Source organism: Aquimarina sp. Aq78 (assembly GCF_900299525.1).
Classification (GTDB): domain Bacteria; phylum Bacteroidota; class Bacteroidia; order Flavobacteriales; family Flavobacteriaceae; genus Aquimarina.
This window is the reverse complement of the sequence record NZ_OMKA01000002.1, coordinates 38357-62201: the sequence shown is the minus strand read 5'-3', so window position 1 is coordinate 62201 and position 23845 is coordinate 38357. Positions and strand designations below refer to the sequence as shown.

Below are 23845 nucleotides of genomic sequence, written 5' to 3'. Positions count from 1 at the left end.
ATATATCCTTAACGTTATGCTAAGGATAAATTATAGACATTAATAAATGAGCTACATAAATACCATTAATAATAGATTTAAGTTATCACTAAATTTTAAAGCCTGTTGAAAGGCATATCAACAGGCTTTAAACAAATATGTATTAAAAAACTATTCTATAACTATTCTTTTCACTGCCTTAATTCCATAGTTTCCTACTATCTTAAGCATATAAATCCCTGAAGATAGTTTTGAAAACTGATCAAGGTCTATATCAATTGCATTATCTCCTTTAAATATTTTTCTAACAATCTCTGATTCCACCACATATCCTGAAACATTATATAATGAAATCTTGATCTCTTGTGTATCTTCAGATTTTATATTCAAAAATAAATTATCCGTTGACTTTAAAAATGTTGGGTACACATTTATCGTTTTACTTTTTGGAATAAAACCTCCTTCACACGAATAAGCAGTAAGTTTCACATCATCCTTACCAACACATTCGCCGATAGTAACCTCCAATGTATAACTAGCTGGATATACCGTAATAGATCTGGATGTTTCTCCTGTTGACCACAGATAAGTATCTGCCTCAATTGGAGAGGTAAGAGTTACCGATTCTCCTAAACATACCTTTTGATCTTCTCCAAGATCAATTGTAATACCAGAAGAAACAGAAACAAGTACTTTGTCTGTTATTTCTTTACATGTATCACAACCACTTACTATTACTTTATAGTTCGTATTTTTTTCTGGAGAAACAATAATGTTTTTTGTAGTTTCTCCGGTTGACCATAAATACGTCAAACCTGAAGTAGCACAATCTCCTTTTACTTCTGCAACAAGATTAATTTCCTGCCCTGGGCAAATCTCTTGATCTTCTCCAACAGTAACAAATAACGATTTTCTTACTCTCACTTCAACTGCATCTGAATCTTTACAATTTTCGCAATCTTTTACAATTACAGTATATACCCCTTCTTTATTAACAACAATTGAAGAAGTAGTTTCTCCAGTAGACCATAAATAGGCAATATCACATGTAGATTTACCAGAAACTAAAGCTTTAAGTGTTATATTTTCATTATCGCAAATTTCGATATCACCACCTACATCAACCCTTAATTTACAATCTGTATCAGGATTATCTATACAAGACTCAAAAACATGATGATGTAATTCACCTTCGTTATGATAATAGTTTGCTGCTATAACTTGTCCATTAATATTCCCTGAAGAGTTTTTAACTACATTTGATTCTGGAGCGAATAAGGTCCCAACAAGTGTACCTCCTCCTTTAAGAGTTATTTTTGAAGAGTTAAAGAAATTCCAAAGAATAAACTTCCCATGATGATCTCCTATATTATTAATATTAAACACATTCCACTCAAAATCTCCTGATACATCTACATTAATAATAACTGGTGTATCAACATTTGGTTCATTCTCAAATGTTAAGTAAGGTAAATTAATAAGCTCACTCCCTTTAAGGTTTAAAACATTTATTTTATTTTGAACTAGTACAATTTTGTTATACTGGTCAATGGTTAAATTAGCATCAAGTGTACTTAGGTGAAGAGATGTGGATTTGAATCCAGCAAAAGCTGTTTCAAAATCAATTAAATCCTTATGTCCTACACTATTCTCTGGTTGTTTCCTCTGTACTTGAACTCTAGGCAGTCTATCATACCTCCCCGAAGTTAATCTAGTGTTCACAGAAACATTATTAAAATCTTTATCAAAAACATTAGAATTGCTAAGATCACCTACTTTCGTAAACCCCTGATTAAGATGAATTCCCTGGCCAGAATCATATATAATTTTTCCATTAATAACCAATGAAGAAGCCTGACTATCTCCATTAAAATAATTCTCTCCAGCTACATGAGATGCAAGAGTAATGATTCCGTTCATTGTCAAATCTCCTCCGACAGCAACAGGGCCTTCTGTATCCCCTCCTCCAAGATGAGCTTCTCCTCTTACAAATACATTATAACCTAAAGCTTCTTTTAATGGGTTTTTACATTCTTGGACTGCAACTATTTTTTCATTATTTAATCGGGTAAAACCGGTCAAAACTAAGAAAACAGAAAGTGACGCAAGATTTAACAGATTAAATGGTTTTGTAGCTTTAGCCACATTTTTTTTGTTAATACTAAACATTGTAATAATTTTTGAGTTTGATTATTATTCTTATAAAACCCTAGCAATGAACCCCATAAGAACAGGTTAGGTTTATAACTAAAATAAAAGTGAAAAAAACATCTGTAAAAACTGTTAATCAGCTTAATACATTATGTTTTCATTTTGTTTGATGATGTATAAGGAAAGTGTAGTTGTGTTCATTGTTAAGGGCGTTTTTGGTTAAGTTTTTTGGTCACAAGAGTATTGAATATATTAATTTCAATCACTAATGAAACTTAACAAAAACGACAAACAATAAATATTATTATTAAAAATATAGAATTATTAAAAATTTAATCAAAAAACATAAATAAATTGTATGAATATCTATTATGAAATTTGTTAGACTATGCTTAAAGGTAAAATCAATTATTATATCCAAATCGTCTTAACTGACGTTCATTGCTACGCCAATTTTTATTGATTTTCACATAAAGTTCTATATGTATCTTTTTTCCAAAAAACTTTTCCAGTTCTTTACGCGCCTCAGTACCTACTCTTTTCAAAGCAGATCCTTTATGACCTATAATTATTCCTTTTTGAGAATCTCGCTCCACCATAATTACCGAACGAATTCTAATAATATCATCATCCTCTACAAATTCCTCTGTCTCTACCTCTACAGAATAAGGAATCTCTTTTTTATAGTGTACTAATATTTTTTCTCGAATGGCTTCATTTACAAAAAAGCGTTCTGGTTTATCTGTTAACTGATCTTTTGGATAAAAAGGTGGAGAATCTGGTAATAATTCTACTATTCTACCAAAAACTTCTTTTACGTTAAAATTCTCTAAAGCAGATACTGGATATATTTCTGCATTGGGTACCTTTTGACTCCAGAATTGAACCTGTTCTTCTAATTTTTCCTGATTAGACTGGTCTATTTTGTTTATGAGTAGAAGAATAGGAATTTTTGCATTTGTTATTTTATTAAAAAAAGCTTCATCTTTTAGATCCTTTTCACCAATCTCTACCATATATATCAATACATCTGCATCTTCAAAAGCAGATTTAACAAAATCCATCATTGATTCCTGAAGCTCATAAGCAGGTTTTATAATCCCAGGAGTATCTGATAAAATCACCTGAAAATCATCCCCATTTACAATTCCTAAAATACGATGTCTTGTTGTTTGCGCTTTAGAAGTAATAATAGATAACTTTTCGCCAATAAAAGCATTCATCAATGTGGATTTACCTACATTAGGGTTACCTATAATATTTACAAAGCCAGCTTTATGAGCCATATAATTGATTTTAGTGCAAAGGTAGACGAATATTAAACAAGAAAACAACAGATCATAGAATTATTACATACATCCCTGTCTTATTAACATTTTCCTACAAAAAGTAGTTATTAAAATAAAGGTATTGAATTGACTTTTTAATTGAATTTTTCTTAAATTTAGTTCCAGTATGTTTTCAAATACCCCGTGGAAACAAGTTTTTAACATTAAATTCTGGGATCGTTTGAAAAATCACACGTTATTTTTTGCTTCAATCTTTATAAAAAGAAATTTCATTTCTTTCTGGGCACTTATTCTCTTATCATCGTCACAGCTTTTTTCTCAAGATCAGGATAAACAAATAACCAAGGCAGATCAAAGTTTTACAGCATTTGCTTATATAGATGCCAGAGCAATATACATGGATGTGGCTCAACGTGGATATTCTTCTCAAAATCTATATTCTAAACTAGGGGATTCATTTTATTTTACAGGGGATCTTGAAGATTCTGTAAAATGGTATGAAAAATTAATTCAGAACTATCCAGAAGATTTAAATCCCGAATATTTATTTAGATATGCACAAAGCTTAAAAAGTGTTGAACGCTACAAGGAAGCCGATAATATCATGGACCAATTCTATGCTATTACAGGAAATGACAAACGTGCTAAATCTTTCATAGAAAAGAGAAATTATCTAGATTTCATCGAAATGCAATCAGGGAAATATGACATATTTCCCCTTAGTATTAATTCAAAAAATTCTGAATACGCTCCTAGTTTCAACAACAAAAATCAAATCGTATTTGCCTCGTCAAGAAGTAAAAATATTAATGATTCAAAACTTCATAAATGGAACAAAATGCCTTTTTTAGATATCTTTTCTTCAAACATCAAAGAAGATCAGATTACTCTGGAAGACCCTGTTAAGTTAAAAGGAAAAATAAATACAAAATTTCATGAGTCATCTACCAGTTTTAGTAAAGATGGAGAAACAGTATATTTTTCTAGAAACAACTATACCAACAACAAATTAGGAACAAGTAAAAAGGGGGTTGTATTACTAAAATTATACATGGCTACCCTCAAAGACGGAATATGGACCGATATCATAGAATTACCTTTTTCTAGTGACGAATATTCTGTGTCTCATCCTTCCTTAAGCGCTGATGGGGCTAAACTCTATTTCGCTAGTGACATGCCTGGTACTTTGGGACAATCTGACCTGTTTGTGGTAGATGTATTAGGAGGTGGAAAATATGGCGAACCAAAAAACTTAGGAGGTAACATAAATACAGAAGGCAGAGAAACTTTTCCTTATATCAGTGACAGTGGAAGACTATACTTTTCTAGTGATGGTCATGTAGGCTTGGGAGGGTTAGATATTTTTGTTTCTGTACCTAACGAATCTGGTTTTTCTAATGCTTTTAATATTGGTAAACCTGTAAATAGTTCTAAAGACGACTTTACCTTCGTATTAAATGAAGATACCAAAATAGGATATTTTGCCAGTAACAGAAAAGGAGGTAAAGGTAATGATGATATCTACAGTTTTAAGCAAGTCGAAGAGTTGATCACTTCTTGTATGCAATATGTAGAAGGAACAGTTACAGATAATGCAACCGGTGAGCCACTTATAAGGGCAGATATTATAGTATTGGATAAAAATGAAAACATGGTAGATCAGGCTGTTTCTGATTTAAAAGGGAAATACAAAATCAAAGTTCCTTGTAGTGAATCATATGTGATACGAGCAGCGTTAAATGAGTATATCCCAAAAGAGGTTACACTAGAGACTACAGATGTTTTCGAATTCATTCATGATATCCCTTTTGCATTAGAAGGAGTGGCAGCTCAAAAATTATTATCCACTAGAGTAGAGGTTACTATTGGTGATGATCTGGGGAAAATTTTACAAGTAGAACCTATTTATTTTGGTCTGGATGATTATGAGATTAGTCCAAATGCCGAAGTAGAACTCCAAAAAATAATTTCGGCGATGAACAAATATCCAGAATTAAAGATTGAAGTTCGCTCACATACCGATAGTAGATCCAGTCATTGGTATAACAAAAAGTTAAGTGTAAAAAGAATGAGGGCTACAATAAGATATATCGTGCGAAAAGGCAATATTGATTGGCAACGCATACCTGGCAAAGCATACGGAGAAAGAAGATTAATCAATAAATGTGCTGATGGGATAGATTGCACAGAGGAAGAGCATCAGGAAAACAGAAGAAGTGAATTTATCATTGTAGAAATAAAGTAAAGCAAAAATCTGATCTAATAAAACACATAAAAAATGGTATTAGACTTTATATTTTTCAAAATACATTTTAGCTCTGGCATTTACTCTAGGAGCTAGTAATAACCCAGAAACTACTGTAGGTATTGCCATTATAGCAAAAGCACTGTCAATAAGATTAATTGCAAATTCTATTTTTACTACTGCAGCAATTATAATCGATACTATATATAAATAGTTATAATATTTACCATACTTCGGCTTTGTTAAAAATCCTAAACATGTAGTACCATAATGCGAATATGAAAACAGTGTCGAAAGCCCAAATACCAAAACCATAACAACCACTACAATATCTCCTAATCCATATGGTAGAACAGAATTAAAAGCTTCTAAAGTAAGAGATATCCCATTATCATTAGAGTTTTGCCACACCCCAGTAGAAAGTATTGCCAAAGCGGTTAATGTGCATACCAGTAATGTATCTATTGCAGGACCAATCATTGCCACTAGCCCTTCTCTAATAGGCTCATTAGTTTTTGCTGTACCATGCATCATTGGCGCAGTTCCTATACCTGCTTCGTTAGAAAAGGCGGCTCTTTTTACTCCTGTTTTAATCAAATATCCTAAAGCTCCTCCTGCCGCTGCTTTTCCAGAAAATGCATCCGAGAAAATTAACATAAACATATCTGGTATTTTTTCTATTTGTAATACCAGAATAGTAATCACTGTGATAAAATATAACACCACCATAAAAGGAACCAGTCTACTAGCCACAACACCAATTCTTTTTATTCCTCCCATAATGACTAGCGAAGCGAATCCTGCTAATACAATCCCGATATACCATTTATAATCATCATTCCAATCTAAAACATCTACTAATGTTTGAGTGAGTTGGTTTGCCGTAAACGCAGGGAGTGTGCCTACCAATCCTGCCAAGGCAAAAAGTACAGCTAGAGGCTTCCATTGAGTACCCAAACCTTTGGTGATGACATACATAGGACCACTAAGTAAAGATCCTCCCTCATCCTCTGATCGGTACATTACCGCTAATGAACAGGTATAAAATTTGGTTGCCATACCGATTAAAGCACTGATCCACATCCAGAAAACAGCTCCTGGGCCACCAGCAACAATTGCCACAGCTACACCACTAATATTACCCATACCCACTGTTGCGGCAATAGCAGAAGACAAGGCCTGAAAATGACTAAGTTCTCCTGGCGCATGCTCATTATCATATTTACCTCGCAACACATTGATCGCGTGTTTAAAATAAAAAAAAGGCGTAAACCTAGAATAAATAAGAAAAAATACTCCTCCACCAATAAGCAATACCAATAAAGGCCAATCCCATACCCAGGAGCTAAAACCAGCAATAAAATCTTCTACTATTTTAAACATAAACAATAAGGATAGTGATTATAAATGTAGTGACAAAAATTATATATGATACCTTCATTTTAAAAATTACAGGACCTACGTTCTTATAAACCTAGGTTTATCGACTCCACGATCATACATAATAATACTTCCCGCTACAGCAACATTAATACTTAGTTCTGATTTAAATTTGACTAAAAACTGTGATTTCTCAATAGCTTTTTTGGACAACCCGTGGTCTTCGGCTCCTAGTAAATATACACAACGTTTCGGATGGTTAAAAGTTTCGAGAGATTGTGCATTATCTGTTAATTCTATTCCTATCAACATTGCTCCTTTAGGTAAGTGTCGATAAAAATCTTCAAAAGTATCATAATGAAAATACGGCATGGCTTTTACCGCATTATGAGTATCACTTGCTTGTTTTGCATATCGATTGCCTATCGTAAAAATAAAACTAGCACCCATGTTTTGTGCAGAACGCCATAATACACCTAGATTCTCTGGTGTTTTACCATTTTGAATACCGATCCCAAAAAATTCATTCTCGAAATTATCAATCATAGGGCAAAAATAGAAAAACTGAGATATAGTTGAAGAACCAAAACCTAAACTAAAATAAATTTAATTCTAATATACAATCACAACTAACTATTGCTGTATTTTATGTAAGCATTTTTTAGTCTAGTATCATACTTATTTTTCTTATAACCCGATCCATTATATCCTTCGGCAAATCTTGCCCAGTTCTTTTCTTTTATCCAATCCAGTAGTTTTTCACCTTTAAAAGATGTAGCTTCTATAAATTTACCAAAAGCTTTAAGATGTTCTCTTTCATGATCATACATTTCTGAAACAAAATGATCTACAGAAGAAAAACCTAAGTTCGCATAATGAAACCCCATGATTTGGAAAGCTCCCCATGATGCCGAGCTATATGCTGCTTCATGAAAAGCTGGTTCATCAGACATTCCCGCAGCTTTTTCTAAACGATCATACTCCCCAGCTCCTCCTTTATAGTATGCTTTGGTCCATTTTTCATATAGCACGTTTTTGGTATATTCTGAAACATACTGAGATGGATTCACTCCTCGTTTATCCAATTCTTTCCAAAAAATATGGCCTTCAAACAAAATTCTTGGTCTACCAGACACCAAAAACCCTTTTCCATTACTTTCTACTTCATTAACCGCCTTTACCATTGCTAATTCTAATTCAAACTGATCTGCAAAATCCTTCACATCTTGTTCGGACAGGAGCTTATCGTTAAATGCAATAAAGTCATTTTTGACTTCGATAAGTTTGGACCAGGTTTTAAGTCCTACTATACCATCTATTACAAGATTATGTCTAGTCTGAAAATCTCTGACGGCTGCATCCGTATCCTTTCCAAAAAAATTAGACACATATACTTGATATCCCAGTGTGGTTAAAATTTCTTCCAAAAAATGAACATCCTGTCCGTTCGAACGGTAACGTATTGTTTTCATTTGTTTATATTTTATAGATTTTTGTATTGGGTCAACTTCTATTTTAAAACAGAAGGTAAATATCAAATAGTCTATAACTAAACGCAAAATTCTCTAAACATATTTAGTAAAAACTGAATATCTGGTATATCGATTTTTATTTTCTATAAATACTAATAGATAAACATGCACACCTTTGTAAAATCATAAGAGATGATCTACTTTTAAAAAGATGTTTAAAATCTAAACTTCGTAAGGGTAATTCTTGTGAAGATACAAAAAATAGTATCCTAAGGGCATAATTTCAAAATCAACTTCAACCTTACCATATCACATATTTTCAAGCACTTATGATTTATTTCATGATAAATAGCATAAATCAAAAGCAGTAAAAAACTATATAACCTAAAAAAAAATTCATTACATGATTTACTATACAGGTTATCAATAAGTCCTCACCTCCTATCTTCTAAAGCACTAGAATATAAAACAGGAAAAAGATATTTTATTTTGCCAAAAACGAATTCTAGTTGAATCATTACGAATACTAAAAGTACATCCTAAAGAATAAGATAAGGAACTACTTTTATATCAAATAGCCAACCTCAAAATAAGCTGTTATGAAAAATGTTGCCATAATCATTATTCTGTTTCAAAGTTTTCAAGGTATCCATGCACAAAAAGTTTTTGCCGATACACAAGAGTTTTTGGTTACTACCGAAATTATGGACCGAGGAGAAAAACACCCCTCATATGTTATAAACCTGGTTCGTTCGGGAGAGAAAAATTCAGATAAAATATCGACTCTTACTATTGAAGACACAGAGCTTTTTGAGGATATCTTTATAACCGCCTTAGAGAACCCTGGACTAGAAGGGGTCTCTAAGGTGATTAAGATGGAAGTTGAATACTTAGCATGCTGTGCTCATGTAGAGTCGTATTATTACATGCTTAAAGAAGATAACACTATTGTAGCGTTGCCTGAACTTAATAATGTGTATTGTGAAAATTCTGACTCCGATTTTCAGTACATATTTCCAAATCAGGAATACGGTATAGAAGGTAATATATTACAAACACAAACATTTTATCAAGGAGCAACAACTAATACTAAATATGTAAACCTAAAACAAAGCTTTACCTGGAACGATGGCGTTTTTGAGGATTCAAAGACAACTGCTATCACTGGGTACTAATTAATCCTAACAGTAATCTCAATCTAATAAACAAAAAGGGGGAAACTTTTGTTTATTATACCGACCCACCCTAACAGGTGGTGTCGGTTTTTTTTGATTATGACCCGGACCGAAATTCAGTTTGATTATATTTGTTACCAACCAGACAAACCTCTTGTGAACTTAAATTATAAAACCATCTATCTTGTTTCATTCCTGATATTGAGTATTATCGGTTCATTATCAGCACAAAACAATCAACTTAGAGCATATACATTAGAAGATGGACTACCTCAATCACAGGTTTATGATATCGCACAAGATAAAATAGGCTACTTATGGCTAGGTACTCAAGGAGGTGGGCTCTCCAGGTTTAATGGGGAAGAGTTTAAGGTCTGGAACGAAAATGATGGATTACAGTCTAATTACATTCATTCACTTGCTTTTGTAAATGACAGCCTTTTTATTGGTACTAAAAATGGATTAAGTATTAAGGTTAAGAATAAATTCACTAACCTAGAAGGTCCTCGGATTAATAAAATATGTCAAATAGCCAACAAAACATATCTGGCCACTAATATTGGTATTTATCAATATCGTAAAAATCTAGGTTTAATTAAGATTAATCTTAATTCCAAGATTAACACTAGTATAATTAATGACATTGTCTTTGACGGTAAATTATACTGGGTAGCCACCAATAAAGGGCTCTGGAAATTAAATAATATAAAACAGGAAACAAGCATTATAGAAAGACATAGTGCATATGATTTTACTGCTGCCATCTTTCATAACAATAAGGTATTTGCTGCTGCTTTCAACCAAGGGATTCTGGTTTTAAATACTAATGCAAAAACCTATGGTAATCGTTGGATTCAAAGACCCGTAAGAGTAACAGATATTTCTGTACACAACAATAACGAATTATGGTTTGCTACTGATAATGATGGTATCACAATCCTCGATTTCGAAAAGTATACCGAAAAAAAGAAAATCAATCGAAAAAATGGGCTATCTGTCTCTCATACCAGAAAAAGCATCTTAGATCGTCAATCCAATATTTGGATCGCCACATCGGGAGGAGGATTTTATAAGTATTTTCAGAATAATTTCACACACTATGACCAAAATACAGGATTAAAAGGTAATCGCGTATATGCTGTTCATAACACAAAAAACAGTATCTGGGCATCTAATTCTGAAGTTGGGCTGGTACAGATCGATTCTCTGGGGATTCATCATATCCCACAGGAAGAACGCTTATCTGAAGTTAAGATTAAAACCATAACCAGTGATAATTCTGGAAATATTTGGGCAGGTACCGAAGGTAAAGGAATTCTTTTTAAAGAGATTAAACAAATTGATAGTATCGCTGTAGATACTACCTATGGTAAAGAGTTAAATTCGGATCCAATTATTACAACCGACACTATTGCAATAACGGTTAGCGAAAATCACATCATTGATACCGATAAAGGTTTGCTATCAGATTGGATAAGAACTGTACAAGTTGTAGATAATACTATTTGGGTCGCATCTTATTCGGCAGGTATTTCAAAATTTATATACGATCCAAAAAAGAAACGTATAACATCTCTAAAGAAATTCACCAGAAAGAGTGGTATTCAAGATGTGCAAATTAGAGACATGAAAAAAGATTCTCTCGGCAAAATCTGGTATGCTACTCAAAATGGGCATCTAGGATATATCGAGAGGAATAAAGTTACACACTTAGGCAATGTTCTAAAACAAAAGACAGCAATTAGCACATTACTTTTTCACAAAAACATACTATACCTTGGAACAGCAGGAAGAGGAATCTGGTGGTCTAATCTTGATGGAAATATCGCCTTCAAAAAACTAAAAGGCAGAAAAAAACCCTATTCAGACAATATTTATCAAATGATATTTGATGACAAAAACAATCTATGGGCAGGAAGTGAACGAGGAGTTGATAGAATTGAATTAAACCAATCAAATGATATTGTAGATATTTTTCATTTTGGAAGAAATGATGGTTTTTTAGGAATTGAAACCTGTCTTAATGCTGTCACCAAAGACAATGAGGGAAATCTCTGGTTTGGTGCGATATATGGGCTAACCAAATATCAACCTACAGGAACTACCAAAGCTACAATTAAACCCAGTCTATATTTTGAAGATGTAGAAGTTGCCTATCGTAGTGTAGATTCTATTCAATTAGGCGCATGGGCAAACAGCAACAATGTTTTAAAACTAACACCAAATCAAACAGAATTATCGTTTAGCTACAAAACTATTGATCTTGATCACCCTAATGATGTAGAGTATCGCTGGAGGTTAAACAATTCTGAATGGAGTCCCTGGTCATCAGACAACAAACAAAATCTTGCAGGACTAGCTTATGGACCTCATTACTTCTCTGCGCAATCCAGAAACTACAGATGGGAAGAAAGTGACCCTATTATGTTTCAGTTTTTTATTGATAGTCCTATTTATGAAAAAGCCTGGTTTCAATTAGCTGTCTTAGCAATAATTGTACTAATTTTAGGGGGATATGCTTTATCTTACATTAGAAGAGTAAAACGAAAAAATAAGGAAGAACGTAATCGCTTACAAATGCAGAATCATTTACTATCATTAGAACAAAAAGCATTGCGTTTACAAATGAATCCTCATTTTATATTTAATGCGCTTAATGGTATAAAAGCAATGGGAACTAATAATCCTAATCGTATGAATACTACGATAAATACATTTGCTACTTTATTAAGAGAAACATTATATAACTCTAGAAAAGATCATATAACTCTGGATCAGGAAATACAGACTTTAAAACATTATATAGAGATAGAACAATTAATGGCTAGCAAACCGTTTATCTATGATATTTCTATAGATTCTGATTTTGATCCCGAAGAAATCCTTATTCCACCAATGCTAATTCAACCCTTTGTAGAAAACGCTGTTAGACATGGTATCTTAAAAGGTAGTCGTGATGGTGAATTAAAAGTATTATTTCATACTACTGAAGATTTTTTACATTGCACTATATTAGATAATGGACAAGGTATTTTTCAATCACAAAAAAACAAAACTAAGACAGATCATCAATCTATGGCACTTACAGTAACCCGAGAGCGGCTTGAATCAATTTCGGGAAAGGATTCTTTACATATAAAAGAAATTCTCTTAAACGGTAATTCTGTAGCAGGAACCGAGATTACATTTAAAATACCATTAGAAACCGACTATTAAAACAATTATGCTTACAGCGATTATCGTAGAAGACATGCCTGATGCACTTCAACTTTTAAAAAGTGATCTAAAAGTGAATCATCCAGAAATAAAAGTAGTTGATACTGCCCAAAGCGTAGTTGAGGCAGCAAAATCATTACGCAACACGCAACCCGATATTCTTTTTTTAGATATTATGTTAGGCGATGGTACTGGATTTGATATACTAGAAATATTTCCCGAGCTAAAATCAAAGATCATCTTTGTTACCGCCAGTGATGAGTTTGCCATCAGAGCTTTTAAATTTGCAGCTATTGATTATGTATTAAAACCATACTCAAATGAAGAGTTAGCTCAAGCTATTGCCCGTGCCAAAGAACAGATTCAACCTAACAAAGAACGTCTTAACATTCTAAAAGATACGTTATCTGCACCAGAGCAAAAACCTGATAAAATCTCACTTCATACTCTTGATAAAATTATCATCGTAAACCTGGACGATATCATACGTTGTGAATCTGATAGCAATAACACCATTTTCTATCTTCAGGACGGACAGAAAATTTTTGTAACTAAAACATTGAAATATTTTTCTGACATGCTTAAGAATTATCAATTTCTGCGAGTACATCAAAGTCACTTGGTTAATCTACAATGCATTAGTGCCTTTATCAAAACCGATGGAGGATATCTTATGCTAAAAAACGGAGAAAACATCCCCGTTTCGGTACGAAAAAAAATAGAAGTAATGGAAATCCTAGATCGATTGCATAGGTAAAGATCTATAGAGTCTAAAGATTATCTCATTAAACTTCGTTTTCTATATCTATCATGTGTGCAACCGTTTTAATCAATCTGTTATGTTTGGTAACAAAAGGATTTGTTTCATCCCATACGTAACCAGCTAAAACTGCACATATTTGCCTCTTGATTTGTGGGTTTTCTGGCCGATGGAAAAATAACTTTTGAAGATTTCCCGTATACCATTCTTTTACATAGGATGCAAAAACATTAACGCCTCCTTTAATATACCCAGTATATTCTTGTTCCCAATCTACAGCTTCATCTTGCAACTCTTTAGCGACAAGTTTTGCCGCTAACAGTGCTGATTCGGTAGCAAATGTAACTCCAGAAGAAAACACAGGATCTAAAAACTCTGCGCTATTTCCTGTTAACACATATCCTTTGCCGTACAATTGTTTTACAGATTTTGAATAATTTTTAATTGATATAGGATCAAACATAAAATCAACATTTTCAAAACGCTTATAAAAATAGTCCGAACGTTGTAACATTTGCGTTAATTTTTCTGTAGCATTACCTTCAAATGAATCCAGAAATTCAGTTGGCCCTACATACCCTATACTAGTAACTCCGTTAGAAAAAGGGATTACCCATAACCAGGTTTCAGTATCTATTACATCAAATGTGATCAGTGTTCCTTCATTCCCTTCTGGCCTATTAACATCCTTAACATGAGTGAAAATCGAAGAGTGTTTTGGCAATTCTGAAGGTTGTTCTAAATCTAAAAGCCTGGGTAATACTCTTCCATAACCGCTAGAATCTATGACATATTTTGCAGTAATAACACGGTGTTTCCCTTCTTTATCTTTTACAGTGGTTTTTGAAATTTCTCCCTCAAAATCTACGGCAACAACTTCTTCTTCAAAACTGATATCTACTCCTCTATTAATAAGTTCTTTTGTAAGGGCTGAATCAAAATCTGCACGAGGTACCTGCCATGTCCAATCCCAACCTTCTGTATGTTTCTTACTAAAATCAAAATTACAAACCTTCTCTCCTTTAATAAATCGTGCTCCTGATTTTACTTCGAAATCACATGCTTTTAAACAATCCAACAATCCTACTTCTTCAAAATGATCCATACATCTTGGCAAAAGACTTTCTCCGATCACAAATCTTGGAAAAAGGCTCTTTTCAACTACTTTCACATTATAACCATTATTATGTAAATAAGAGGCTGCAACACATCCCGAAGGTCCCGCTCCCACTACTAAAACATCAATATTTTCATCATTCATAGCACTATTGTACTTATTAATTCCTTAATTATTATAAATTTGCAAACCAAAATAACTGTTTTATTTTTGGTTATTAAAATATTATTCATTAAAATTTTGAGCAAAATATAGATGCTAACACTAAAAGGGAAAATAGAAATACAGGACTTTTTTGACATTATATTTAAAGAAGAATCGATTGCAATAGACGAAAGTGTTCTAGCAACTGTAGAAGAAAGTTTTAATTTTTTAAAAGAATTTTCTGAAAACAAAATCATTTATGGTGTAAATACTGGTTTTGGGCCAATGGCACAATACAAAATAAACGATAAAGAAAGAAATCAACTACAATACAATTTAATAAGAAGTCATGCTTCGGGAACAGGAAATCCAATTCCTCCTATGTATGTAAAAGCAGCTATGTTAGCGCGTTTAAACACCCTGTGTCTAGGGTATTCTGGTGTTCATAAATCTGTTATAGATGTTATGACTTCTTTGATTAATAAAGATATTACTCCTCTTATTTACGAACATGGTGGTGTTGGTGCTAGTGGAGATTTGGTTCAATTAGCACATTTAGCCTTAACTCTTATTGGTGAAGGAGAAGTATTTCATGAAGGAGAACGAAAAAACACTAAAGAGGTTTTTGAACAAGAAAATATTAGTCCCATTACGATTGCTTTACGAGAAGGGCTTGGCTTAATGAACGGAACATCTGTAATGACTGGAGTGGGACTAGTGAATACTATTTACACAAGAAGGTTATTAAACTGGATGATTACCGCTTCATGTGCAATAAATGAAATTGTACAAGCATATGATGACCATTTATCACAAGAATTAAACCATGCAAAAAAACATGTTGGACAACAACAAATTGCTAAGCAGATGCGAGAGCATTTAGAAAGTAGTTCTTTAATCAGAAAAAGAGAAGAGTATCTATATACCGATCAAACTGAAGTAACTGTCTTTAAAGAGAAGGTTCAAGAATACTATTCATTGCGTTGTGTTCCTCAAATACTAGGTCCAGTCTTAGACACCTTAAACAATATTGAAAAAATTCTAATAGAAGAAGTTAATTCTGCCAATGACAATCCTATTATAGATGTTAAGGAAAAACACGTATACCATGGAGGTAATTTTCACGGGGATTATGTTTCTTTAGAAATGGATAAGTTAAAAATTGTAGTTACCAAATTGTCAATGCTGGCAGAACGTCAATTAAATTACTTATTAAACTCTAAATTAAACGATATACTTCCTCCTTTTGTAAACCTTGCCAAACTAGGTTTAAACTTTGGAATGCAAGGAGTTCAATTTACAGCGACATCTACTACTGCAGAAAATCAAATGCTATCAAATCCTATGTATGTGCATAGTATCCCTAACAACAATGACAATCAAGATATTGTAAGCATGGGAACAAATGCTGCCTTGATCACAAAAAAGGTTATAGAAAATGCTTTTGAAGTTATTGCTATAGAACTAATAACCGTTGTTCAGGCAATAGAGTATTTAGAGGTGAAAGATCAGGTTTCTACGAATACAAAAAAGATGTATGATGCCATACGAAATATAGTTCCTATCTTTACAGAAGATGTTGTTATGTACCCCTATGTGAATCAAGTAAAAGATTTTATTATTAATAATGAAACCATAGAAGCGTGATGAAAACTAAACATTTTTTAATTTTTGTATTTTCTTTTTGTTTGCTGGCAGGATCTGCCCAAGAACTAGCATTAGCAAAATTCGAAGGTAAATTTGGTTATCTAACAAAATCAGGTGATTGGAAAATACCTGCAACCTTTGACGTTGCAAAAAACTTTTCTGAAGATCTAGCTGCCGCAAGAAAAGGTAAACTTTGGGGGTTTATAAATAGAAAAGGAGAATGGGCCATAGAGCCTGGTTTCGATAAAGTTAAAGCTTTTAATTCTGGTATAGCAGTTGTTTTAAAAAACAAAGAATGGTTTTATATCAACACCAAAGGGGAGAAAACCCTTACCAATGTTGATTCTGATAAAATTTATGATTTTAAAGACGGTTTTGCTATCCTAAGAAAAGGAGATAAAATAGGCTTTATCAATACAAAAGGAGAGACTACAGTAGCTCCGAAATTTTCGAAAGCCTTCAATTTTGAAAATGGATATGCTAAAGTAAGAGAAGATGAAAAATGGGGATTAATAGATCCTTCTGGCAATTATTTTGTAAAAACAACCTATGACGGCGTTAGTAATGTATATCATAACGCAATTGTAGCTACCCAAGGTCTTCGCCATGGATTGATTATTAACGGAGAGTTTAAAGAAATATCAGGAGCTCAAAAAATCTGGGATTTCTCTGTAAATGGAGAATACACTTACGCTAAAAAAAATGATAAAATTGGTTTTATCAATAAAAATGGAGAATGGATAGTTGAACCCACCTACGACAAAGTAAGAGCTTTTAATAACGGATTAGCGCCTGTGCTTAAAGATGGTAAATGGGGATACATTAATACCAGTGGCGAAACTGTAATTCCTTTTAAATTTAGAGACGCAGAAATATTTAGTGCAGATGGATTAGCACCTGTTAAATCTAAAAAACTTTGGGGATTTATAAATACAAAAGGAGAACTGGTCATAGAAGAGAAATATGAAATTACAGCTGGTGGTTTTTCTATTTTCAAAAAAAATGCGCAAAAAGGTTTTGTAAATGGCTTAGCAAGAGTTAAACAAAAAAAATCTTGGTGTTTTCTAAACACTAAAGGAGAAATACTTAAAAACATGTGGTTTGAAAACTTAGAGTTATTTAATTAGTAAAATTATTAATCTTAATCATTAATCGATTGAAATAACTATTACATCTTACCCAAAAAACGATATCTAAAATAAATGAAGTGTGCTTTAATTACAGGTGGCTCAAGAGGAATTGGAAAAGCAATTTGCGTACAACTCGCTAAAGATACCGACTATCATATATTAATTAATTACAATAGTAACGAAACTGCTGCAAAGCAAACTCTTACAGAAATAGAAGCTAATGGTGGAACTGCAGAAATTATTCAATTTAATGTAGTTGATGCTGATCAGGTAAAAACAAAGTTAGACACCTGGCAAGAGAATAATAAAGATGCTATTATTGAAGTCATCGTAAATAATGCAGGAATCACGAAGGACAACTTATTTATGTGGATGACCCAAAATGATTGGCAAAATGTTATTAATACTTCTCTTGATGGTTTTTATAATGTAACAAATCATTTAATTCAAAAATTACTACGAAACAGATACGGTAGAGTTATAAATATTGCTTCTGTATCTGGAGTTAAGGGAACAGCTGGGCAAACTAACTATTCTGCTGCCAAAGGCGCAATAATTGGAGCTACTAAAGCTCTGGCACAAGAAATTGCAAAAAGAAATATCACAGTAAATGCTGTTGCTCCGGGGTTTATTAAAACTGACATGACCAATGAGTTGGACGAAAAAGAACTTAAAAAATTAATTCCAGCCAATAGATTTGGAGAAGCTGAAGAAGTAGCACATATCGTATCGTTTTTAGCCTCCAAAAAAGCTTCATACATTACTGGTGAAGTGATTAATATAAATGGTGGAATTTACTCGTAAATTAATTTAGAATATATGAGAAGAGTTGTAATCACAGGAATGGGTATATATTCTTGTATTGGTAAAAACCTAGAAGAAGTAAAAACGTCATTATACAACGGAACATCTGGAATTGTTTTTGACGAAAAAAGAAAAGAGTTCGGATATCGCTCTTGTTTAACAGGAATGGTAGCAGAACCAGAATTAAACAAATTACTTTCCCGAAGACAACGTATTAGTTTAGGGCAAGAAGGAACATATGCTTATATAGCTACACTCGAAGCTTTAAAAAATGCAAATATAGATCAATCTTTCCTTGATCAAAACGAAGTAGGCATACTTTATGGAAATGATAGTACTGCACAGTCGGTTATTGAATCTGTAGAAAAGATCAAAGAAAAAAAAGACACCACATTGGTAGGTTCGGGAGCTATTTTTAGAGGAATGAACTCTTCTGTAACTATGAACCTTTCTACAATTTTTAAACTTAGAGGGATCAACTTTACGATTAGCGCAGCTTGTGCCAGTGGGTCTCATGCTATCGGAATGGCATATCAATTTATAAAAACCGGATTACAAGATTGTATTGTTTGTGGAGGAGCTCAAGAAATAAACCAACTTGCCATGGGAAGTTTTGATGGCCTAGGTGTATTCTCTACAAATACAGAACATCCAGAAAAAGCCTCTCGCCCATTTGATACTAATCGAGATGGATTAGTACCCAGTGGCGGATCTGCTACTCTTATTGTAGAGAGTTATGAATCTGCAATCAAAAGAGGAGCAACAATTCTGGGAGAAATAATAGGGTATGGATTTTCCTCAAACGGGGAACATATCTCTACTCCTAATGTTGATGGTCCATCCAGAGCTATGAAAAAAGCACTCCAACAAGCAAATATCCAAACATCGGCTATAGATTATGTAAATGCTCATGCAACCTCAACTCCTGTTGGAGATGCCAATGAAGCAAAAGCTATCTTTAATGTTTTTGGAGAAAACGGACCTCATGTGAGCTCTACAAAATCTATGACAGGGCATGAATGCTGGATGGCAGGAGCTAGTGAAGTGATCTATTCTATGCTCATGATGCAACATTCTTTTATTGCACCAAATATAAATTTGGAGCATCCAGATGAAGATGCTGCTAAACTAAATTTGGTTAATAAAACCCTAGATAAAAAAATTGATGTATTTTTGTCTAATTCTTTTGGATTTGGGGGAACAAATTCCGCGTTAATAATAAAAAAATTTAATAAATAGAATATGGATAAAGAAGTTATTATTGAAAAGATAAACGACTTTCTTATTGATGAGTTTGAAGTAGAAGGGGAAAATATTTCACCAGAAGCAAACTTAAAAGAAACTCTTGAGCTAGATAGCTTAGATTTTGTCGATCTTGTAGTAGCTGTAGAATCCAATTTTGGTGTAAAATTAATAGGCGAAGATTTTATAAATGTTGTAACACTTCAAAATTTTTATGACCTTATAGAAAATAAAATAAAATCGCTATAAACATATATGACTACTGAATGGAAAGGAAAGTCCAGAGGTACAGTACTTGGGTATAAAATATTTGTTTTCTTTATTAAAAAAGTTGGCTTAGGCTCTGCCTATTTTATTTTATACTTTGTTGCTATATATTTTTGTTTTTTTGCCTTATCTAGTAGTAGATCTATATATTACTATTTAAACAAGAGACTTAAATACCCTAGATTTAAAAGTTTTTTAAAGATATTCCAAAGCTATTATGTTTTTGGCCAGACTATTATAGATAAAGTTGCCATATCATCGGGTCTTAGAAATAAATTTACGTACGAGTTTGATGGTGTAGAACTAATAAACGAAACCTTAAAGCAAAAAAAAGGAGGTATTCTTATTAGTGCTCATCTTGGTAATTTTGAGATTGCTGAGCATTTTTTTGGTGAGCTAGAGGAGAATGCCGCAATTAGTCTTCTAACCACAGACATAGAGCATACTGCAATTAAGAATTACCTTGATAGTGTTACTTCAAAATCTAATATTAAATTTATTTTCATCAAAGAAGATCTTTCTCATATTTTTCAAATTAACGCCGCTTTGGCTAGAAATGAAATCGTATGTATTACAGGAGATCGTTATCTAGAAGGTTCTAAATATTTAACACAAGATTTATTAGGACAAGAAGCCAAGTTTCCTTCTGGGCCTTTTATGTTAGCCTCTAGATTAAAAGTACCTGTGCTTTTTGTATATGTAATGAAAGAAACAAATACTCATTACCACCTTTATGCAAGAAAGGCCAAAGCAAAACACAGAGATGCCAAAGAACTATTAAAAGAATATACAGAAAGTGTAAAATGGATGTTAGATAAATATCCATTACAATGGTTTAACTATTTCGACTTTTGGAATGGAAACAACAAATAAAATGAAACATGTTTTAGTGATCCATTATTCGCAATCCGGACAATTGTCAGAAATTGTTAAAAACATAGTTTCTCCTATGGCTTCCTCTGAAGAAATAAAAGTAACACATCATAAAATTGAAATGGAAAAACCTTATCCTTTTCCATGGAATAAAAAAGCTTTTTTTGGTGTTTTCCCAGAAGCATTTCTTCAGATTCCAGAAAAAATCAAACCAATTCCTTCAGAAATAACAAATCAAAAATACGATTTAGTGATACTTGGCTATCAAATCTGGTATCTAACCCCTTCTATCCCTATCAATTCTTTTTTAAAGTCAGAAAGTGCTAAAAAAATATTGGATAACACACCTGTGATTACAGTAATCGGATGTAGAAATTTATGGATTCAAGCACAGGAGAAAATGAAAATTCTTTTAGCATCTTGTAATGCAAAACTAGTAGGGAATATTGCTTTAGTAGATAGACACATTAATCACATAAGTGTATTAACCATAAAGCACTGGATGTTTAAAGGAAAAAAAAGTCGATTTTTAGGTTTTTTCCCTAAACCAGGAGTTTCTGATAAAGACATAAAGAATGTAGCAAAATTCACTCCTTCTATAAAGGACGCATTACTTGCTAGTAATTTTTCAGGATTACAAAAAAAATTGGTACAATTAGGTGCGGTAAAAATCAAACCGTTTCTAGTTATTGTAGATAAGCGAGGCAATATTATATTTTCAAAATTAGCCAACTTAGCATACAAAAAAGGAAAAACAAGTAAGACTGGACGTGAAAATCTCCTTATTTTTTTTAATTATTACTTGTTATTTGCTATTTGGATTATAGCACCACTAGTTTTTATTGTATTTTTGACTGCTTATATTTTTATGTATAAAAAAATTAGCAGAGAAAAAAAATATTATTCATCTGTTGATACAAAAAATAATTAATGAAAGACGTATACATTACCAGAATATCAAAGTTTTTACCTAACGACCCGATCGATAATGATCAGATGGAAGAGAGATTGGGCATTCTAGATGGAAAAGTATCAAAAGGCCGAAGAATTGTTTTACGAAATAATCAAATAAAAACCAGATATTATGCGATTGATAATGACGGAAATATAACACATAATAATGCTCAGCTTACTAAAGAAGCTGTAGAGCTTTTATGTGATGAAAGTTTTACTGCAGAAAATATTGAATTATTATCTTGTGGCACAGGTAGTCCTGATCAAATATTACCATCACATGCTGCTATGGTTCATGGGTTTTTAAAAAATGGAAATGTAGAAATCAATTCCCCTTCGGGAGCCTGTTGTTCTGGTATGAGTGCTTTAAAATTTGGTTACCTTGCAATCAAATCAGGGCAAAATACTAATGCAGTTTGCACAGGATCTGAGCGTGCATCTTCGTGGATGAAATCAGATGTTTTTAAAAATGAAATAGAGCATTTAAAAAAGTTAGAAGAAACACCAATCCTAGCTTTTAATAAAGATTTCTTACGTTGGATGTTATCTGATGGCGCCGGAGCTTTTCTTTTAGAAGATAAACCGAATGGTCATCTTCCTTTAAAAATTGAATGGATGGATGCATATTCTTATGCTCATGAAATAGAAGCATGCATGTATGCGGGAGGAGATAAGCTAGACAATGGAGAACTCAAACCATGGAGTGAATACCCATCAGAAGAATGGGCGCAAAAATCACTATTCGCGATAAAGCAAGATGTTAAATTACTATCAGAAAATATTCTAACAAAGGCTGTAGAAACCTTAGTTAAAGTATTTGACAAACATGATATTAACCCAGAAGACATCACGTATTATTTACCACACATTTCTTCATACTATTTTAAAGACGCCTTATATGAAGCTATGAAAGATAATGGTGTAGAAATACCTTGGGAAAATTGGTTTATCAATTTAAGTAAGGTAGGAAATGTTGGTGCTGGTTCTATTTATATTATGCTAGAAGAATTAGTGAATACTGGGAAGTTAAAAAAAGGAAATAAAATTTTACTTTCTGTACCTGAAAGCTCCCGTTTTTCATATTCGGTGGCACTTTTAACCGTTTGCTAAAATGAAAAACACAAAATTTCCTATTACAAATATTAAACACTTAATACCTCAAAAAGAGCCTTTCGAAATGGTAGATACTTTGTTAGGTTTTTCTGAGACAAGTGTTGCATCCTCTTTCAAAATCACAGAAAACAACCTTTTTCTAAAAGACAATCTATTTTTAGAACCAGGAATTATAGAAAATATGGCACAAACTGTAGCATTACACACAGGTTATGATTATTTTCTTAGAGACGAACCCGCTCCCACAGGCTATATAGGATCAATAAAAAAAGTAGAAGTTTTTTATCTCCCAAAATTAAATGAGACTATAACTACCGAAGCCGAAATCTTACATGAATTCATGGGAGTTACTATGGTTAAAATTGAAGTATTTAACACCAAAAAAGAAGTGATTGCTTCTGGACAAATGAAAACAGTTATTGCTAGTTAATGGATAAAGTCAAAACATTAGATATCGCTAAATTCCTGCCACATCGAGCACCATTTTTAATGGTAGACAAAGTGCTATCTATTGATGATGAACATGTAGCAACCTCTTTTGATATAAAATCAGATTGCATTTTTGTTAACGATACTATTTTTAGTGAAATTGGTATGGTAGAAAATGCTGCTCAAACCTGCTCTTCAATCGTTGGCAAAAGTTATTTTGAAGAAGATGACCTAGAAGGTGAAGGCACAAAACTTATTGGTTTTATTAGTGCAATAAAAAAAGTTGTAGTCCATAGCTGCCCTAGTATAGGAGAGACAATAGTTTCTAAGGCTGTTTTAAAATCTCGATTCGACACCGAACAATACAGCATGTGTACATTAGAGTGTACTATCCATGAAGCAGATAAAGAATTATTATCTTGTGAAATGAATTTATTTATTCAGGAAATGAAATAGGT

Annotated in this window: 20 protein-coding genes; 14 read left to right on the top strand and 6 right to left on the bottom strand. The window is 32.8% G+C overall.

Translation table 11 applies throughout. From position 1 onward, the window contains the following. Positions 1-150: 150 nt before the first annotated feature. Both DG435_RS04715 and era read right to left on the bottom strand, forming a co-directional pair. On the bottom strand, positions 151-2148 hold the full coding sequence (locus DG435_RS04715) for a collagen-binding domain-containing protein (protein ID WP_106792035.1): 1998 nt from the start codon (positions 2146-2148) through the stop codon (positions 151-153). A 386-nt stretch (positions 2149-2534) separates the two neighbouring features. Then, positions 2535-3416: a GTPase Era gene (gene era, locus DG435_RS04710; protein WP_106792036.1), complete on the bottom strand. Its 882-nt coding sequence runs from the start codon at positions 3414-3416 to the stop codon at positions 2535-2537. A 169-nt stretch (positions 3417-3585) separates the two neighbouring features. Here era and DG435_RS04705 point away from each other — a divergent pair, with 169 nt between their 5' ends. Beyond that, positions 3586-5664, top strand: coding sequence for an OmpA family protein (locus DG435_RS04705; RefSeq protein WP_106792037.1), 2079 nt, complete (start codon positions 3586-3588; stop codon positions 5662-5664). A 39-nt stretch (positions 5665-5703) separates the two neighbouring features. Here the strand turns inward: DG435_RS04705 and DG435_RS04700 are convergent, their stop codons facing one another. From DG435_RS04700 to DG435_RS04690, 3 genes are all read right to left on the bottom strand, one after another. Then, a complete protein-coding gene (locus DG435_RS04700; protein WP_106792038.1) occupies positions 5704-7047 on the bottom strand; it encodes a sodium:alanine symporter family protein in 1344 nt (447 codons plus the stop codon). A gap of 75 nt (positions 7048-7122) precedes the next feature. Continuing rightward, a complete protein-coding gene (locus DG435_RS04695) occupies positions 7123-7590 on the bottom strand; it encodes an RNA methyltransferase (protein ID WP_106792039.1) in 468 nt (155 codons plus the stop codon). An 83-nt stretch (positions 7591-7673) separates the two neighbouring features. Beyond that, positions 7674-8516: an N-acetylmuramidase family protein gene (locus DG435_RS04690; RefSeq protein WP_106792087.1), complete on the bottom strand. Its 843-nt coding sequence runs from the start codon at positions 8514-8516 to the stop codon at positions 7674-7676. Positions 8517-9115: 599 nt separating this feature from the next. Here DG435_RS04690 and DG435_RS04685 point away from each other — a divergent pair. The 3 genes from DG435_RS04685 (at position 9116) to DG435_RS04675 (ending at position 13664) form a co-directional block, all read left to right on the top strand. Continuing rightward, complete coding sequence (locus tag DG435_RS04685) at positions 9116-9691, top strand: hypothetical protein (protein WP_106792040.1); 576 nt, start codon at positions 9116-9118, stop codon at positions 9689-9691. A 99-nt stretch (positions 9692-9790) separates the two neighbouring features. Next, positions 9791-12907 (top strand): two-component regulator propeller domain-containing protein, encoded by a 3117-nt coding sequence (locus DG435_RS04680; RefSeq protein WP_106792041.1) that lies wholly within the window; start codon positions 9791-9793, stop codon positions 12905-12907. Between the two features lie 7 nt (positions 12908-12914). After that, a complete protein-coding gene (locus DG435_RS04675) occupies positions 12915-13664 on the top strand; it encodes a LytTR family DNA-binding domain-containing protein (protein ID WP_035092955.1) in 750 nt (249 codons plus the stop codon). 28 nt (positions 13665-13692) lie between these two features. Here the strand turns inward: DG435_RS04675 and DG435_RS04670 are convergent, their stop codons facing one another. Next, a complete protein-coding gene (locus DG435_RS04670) occupies positions 13693-14928 on the bottom strand; it encodes an NAD(P)/FAD-dependent oxidoreductase (RefSeq protein WP_106792042.1) in 1236 nt (411 codons plus the stop codon). A gap of 111 nt (positions 14929-15039) precedes the next feature. Here DG435_RS04670 and hutH point away from each other — a divergent pair, with 111 nt between their 5' ends. The 10 genes from hutH (at position 15040) to DG435_RS04620 (ending at position 23843) form a co-directional block, all read left to right on the top strand. Beyond that, the gene (gene hutH, locus DG435_RS04665) at positions 15040-16575 is read left to right on the top strand and encodes a histidine ammonia-lyase (protein WP_106792043.1); all 1536 of its coding nucleotides are present in this window, start codon (positions 15040-15042) and stop codon (positions 16573-16575) included. Next, on the top strand, positions 16575-17702 hold the full coding sequence (locus DG435_RS04660) for a WG repeat-containing protein (RefSeq protein ID WP_106792044.1): 1128 nt from the start codon (positions 16575-16577) through the stop codon (positions 17700-17702). The genes hutH and DG435_RS04660 overlap by 1 nt, the downstream gene beginning before the upstream one ends. A gap of 75 nt (positions 17703-17777) precedes the next feature. Beyond that, the gene (gene fabG / locus DG435_RS04655) at positions 17778-18509 is read left to right on the top strand and encodes a 3-oxoacyl-ACP reductase FabG (RefSeq protein ID WP_106792045.1); all 732 of its coding nucleotides are present in this window, start codon (positions 17778-17780) and stop codon (positions 18507-18509) included. Between the two features lie 15 nt (positions 18510-18524). Beyond that, positions 18525-19748, top strand: a complete 1224-nt coding sequence (locus DG435_RS04650; protein WP_106792046.1) for a beta-ketoacyl synthase — start codon at positions 18525-18527, stop codon at positions 19746-19748. 3 nt (positions 19749-19751) lie between these two features. Beyond that, the gene (locus DG435_RS04645) at positions 19752-20000 is read left to right on the top strand and encodes a phosphopantetheine-binding protein (RefSeq protein WP_024771999.1); all 249 of its coding nucleotides are present in this window, start codon (positions 19752-19754) and stop codon (positions 19998-20000) included. Positions 20001-20006: 6 nt separating this feature from the next. Further along, entirely contained in the window at positions 20007-20891 is an 885-nt protein-coding gene (locus tag DG435_RS04640; protein ID WP_106792047.1) for a lipid A biosynthesis acyltransferase, read from the top strand. A gap of 1 nt (position 20892) precedes the next feature. Continuing rightward, complete coding sequence (locus DG435_RS04635; protein ID WP_106792088.1) at positions 20893-21822, top strand: hypothetical protein; 930 nt, start codon at positions 20893-20895, stop codon at positions 21820-21822. After that, positions 21822-22955, top strand: coding sequence for a beta-ketoacyl-ACP synthase III (locus tag DG435_RS04630; RefSeq protein ID WP_106792048.1), 1134 nt, complete (start codon positions 21822-21824; stop codon positions 22953-22955). Before DG435_RS04635 ends, DG435_RS04630 begins: the two co-directional genes overlap by 1 nt. 1 nt (position 22956) lies before the next feature. Then, complete coding sequence (locus DG435_RS04625) at positions 22957-23388, top strand: hypothetical protein (RefSeq protein WP_106792049.1); 432 nt, start codon at positions 22957-22959, stop codon at positions 23386-23388. Continuing rightward, a complete protein-coding gene (locus DG435_RS04620; RefSeq protein WP_106792050.1) occupies positions 23388-23843 on the top strand; it encodes an ABC transporter permease in 456 nt (151 codons plus the stop codon). Before DG435_RS04625 ends, DG435_RS04620 begins: the two co-directional genes overlap by 1 nt. Positions 23844-23845 lie beyond the last annotated feature (2 nt).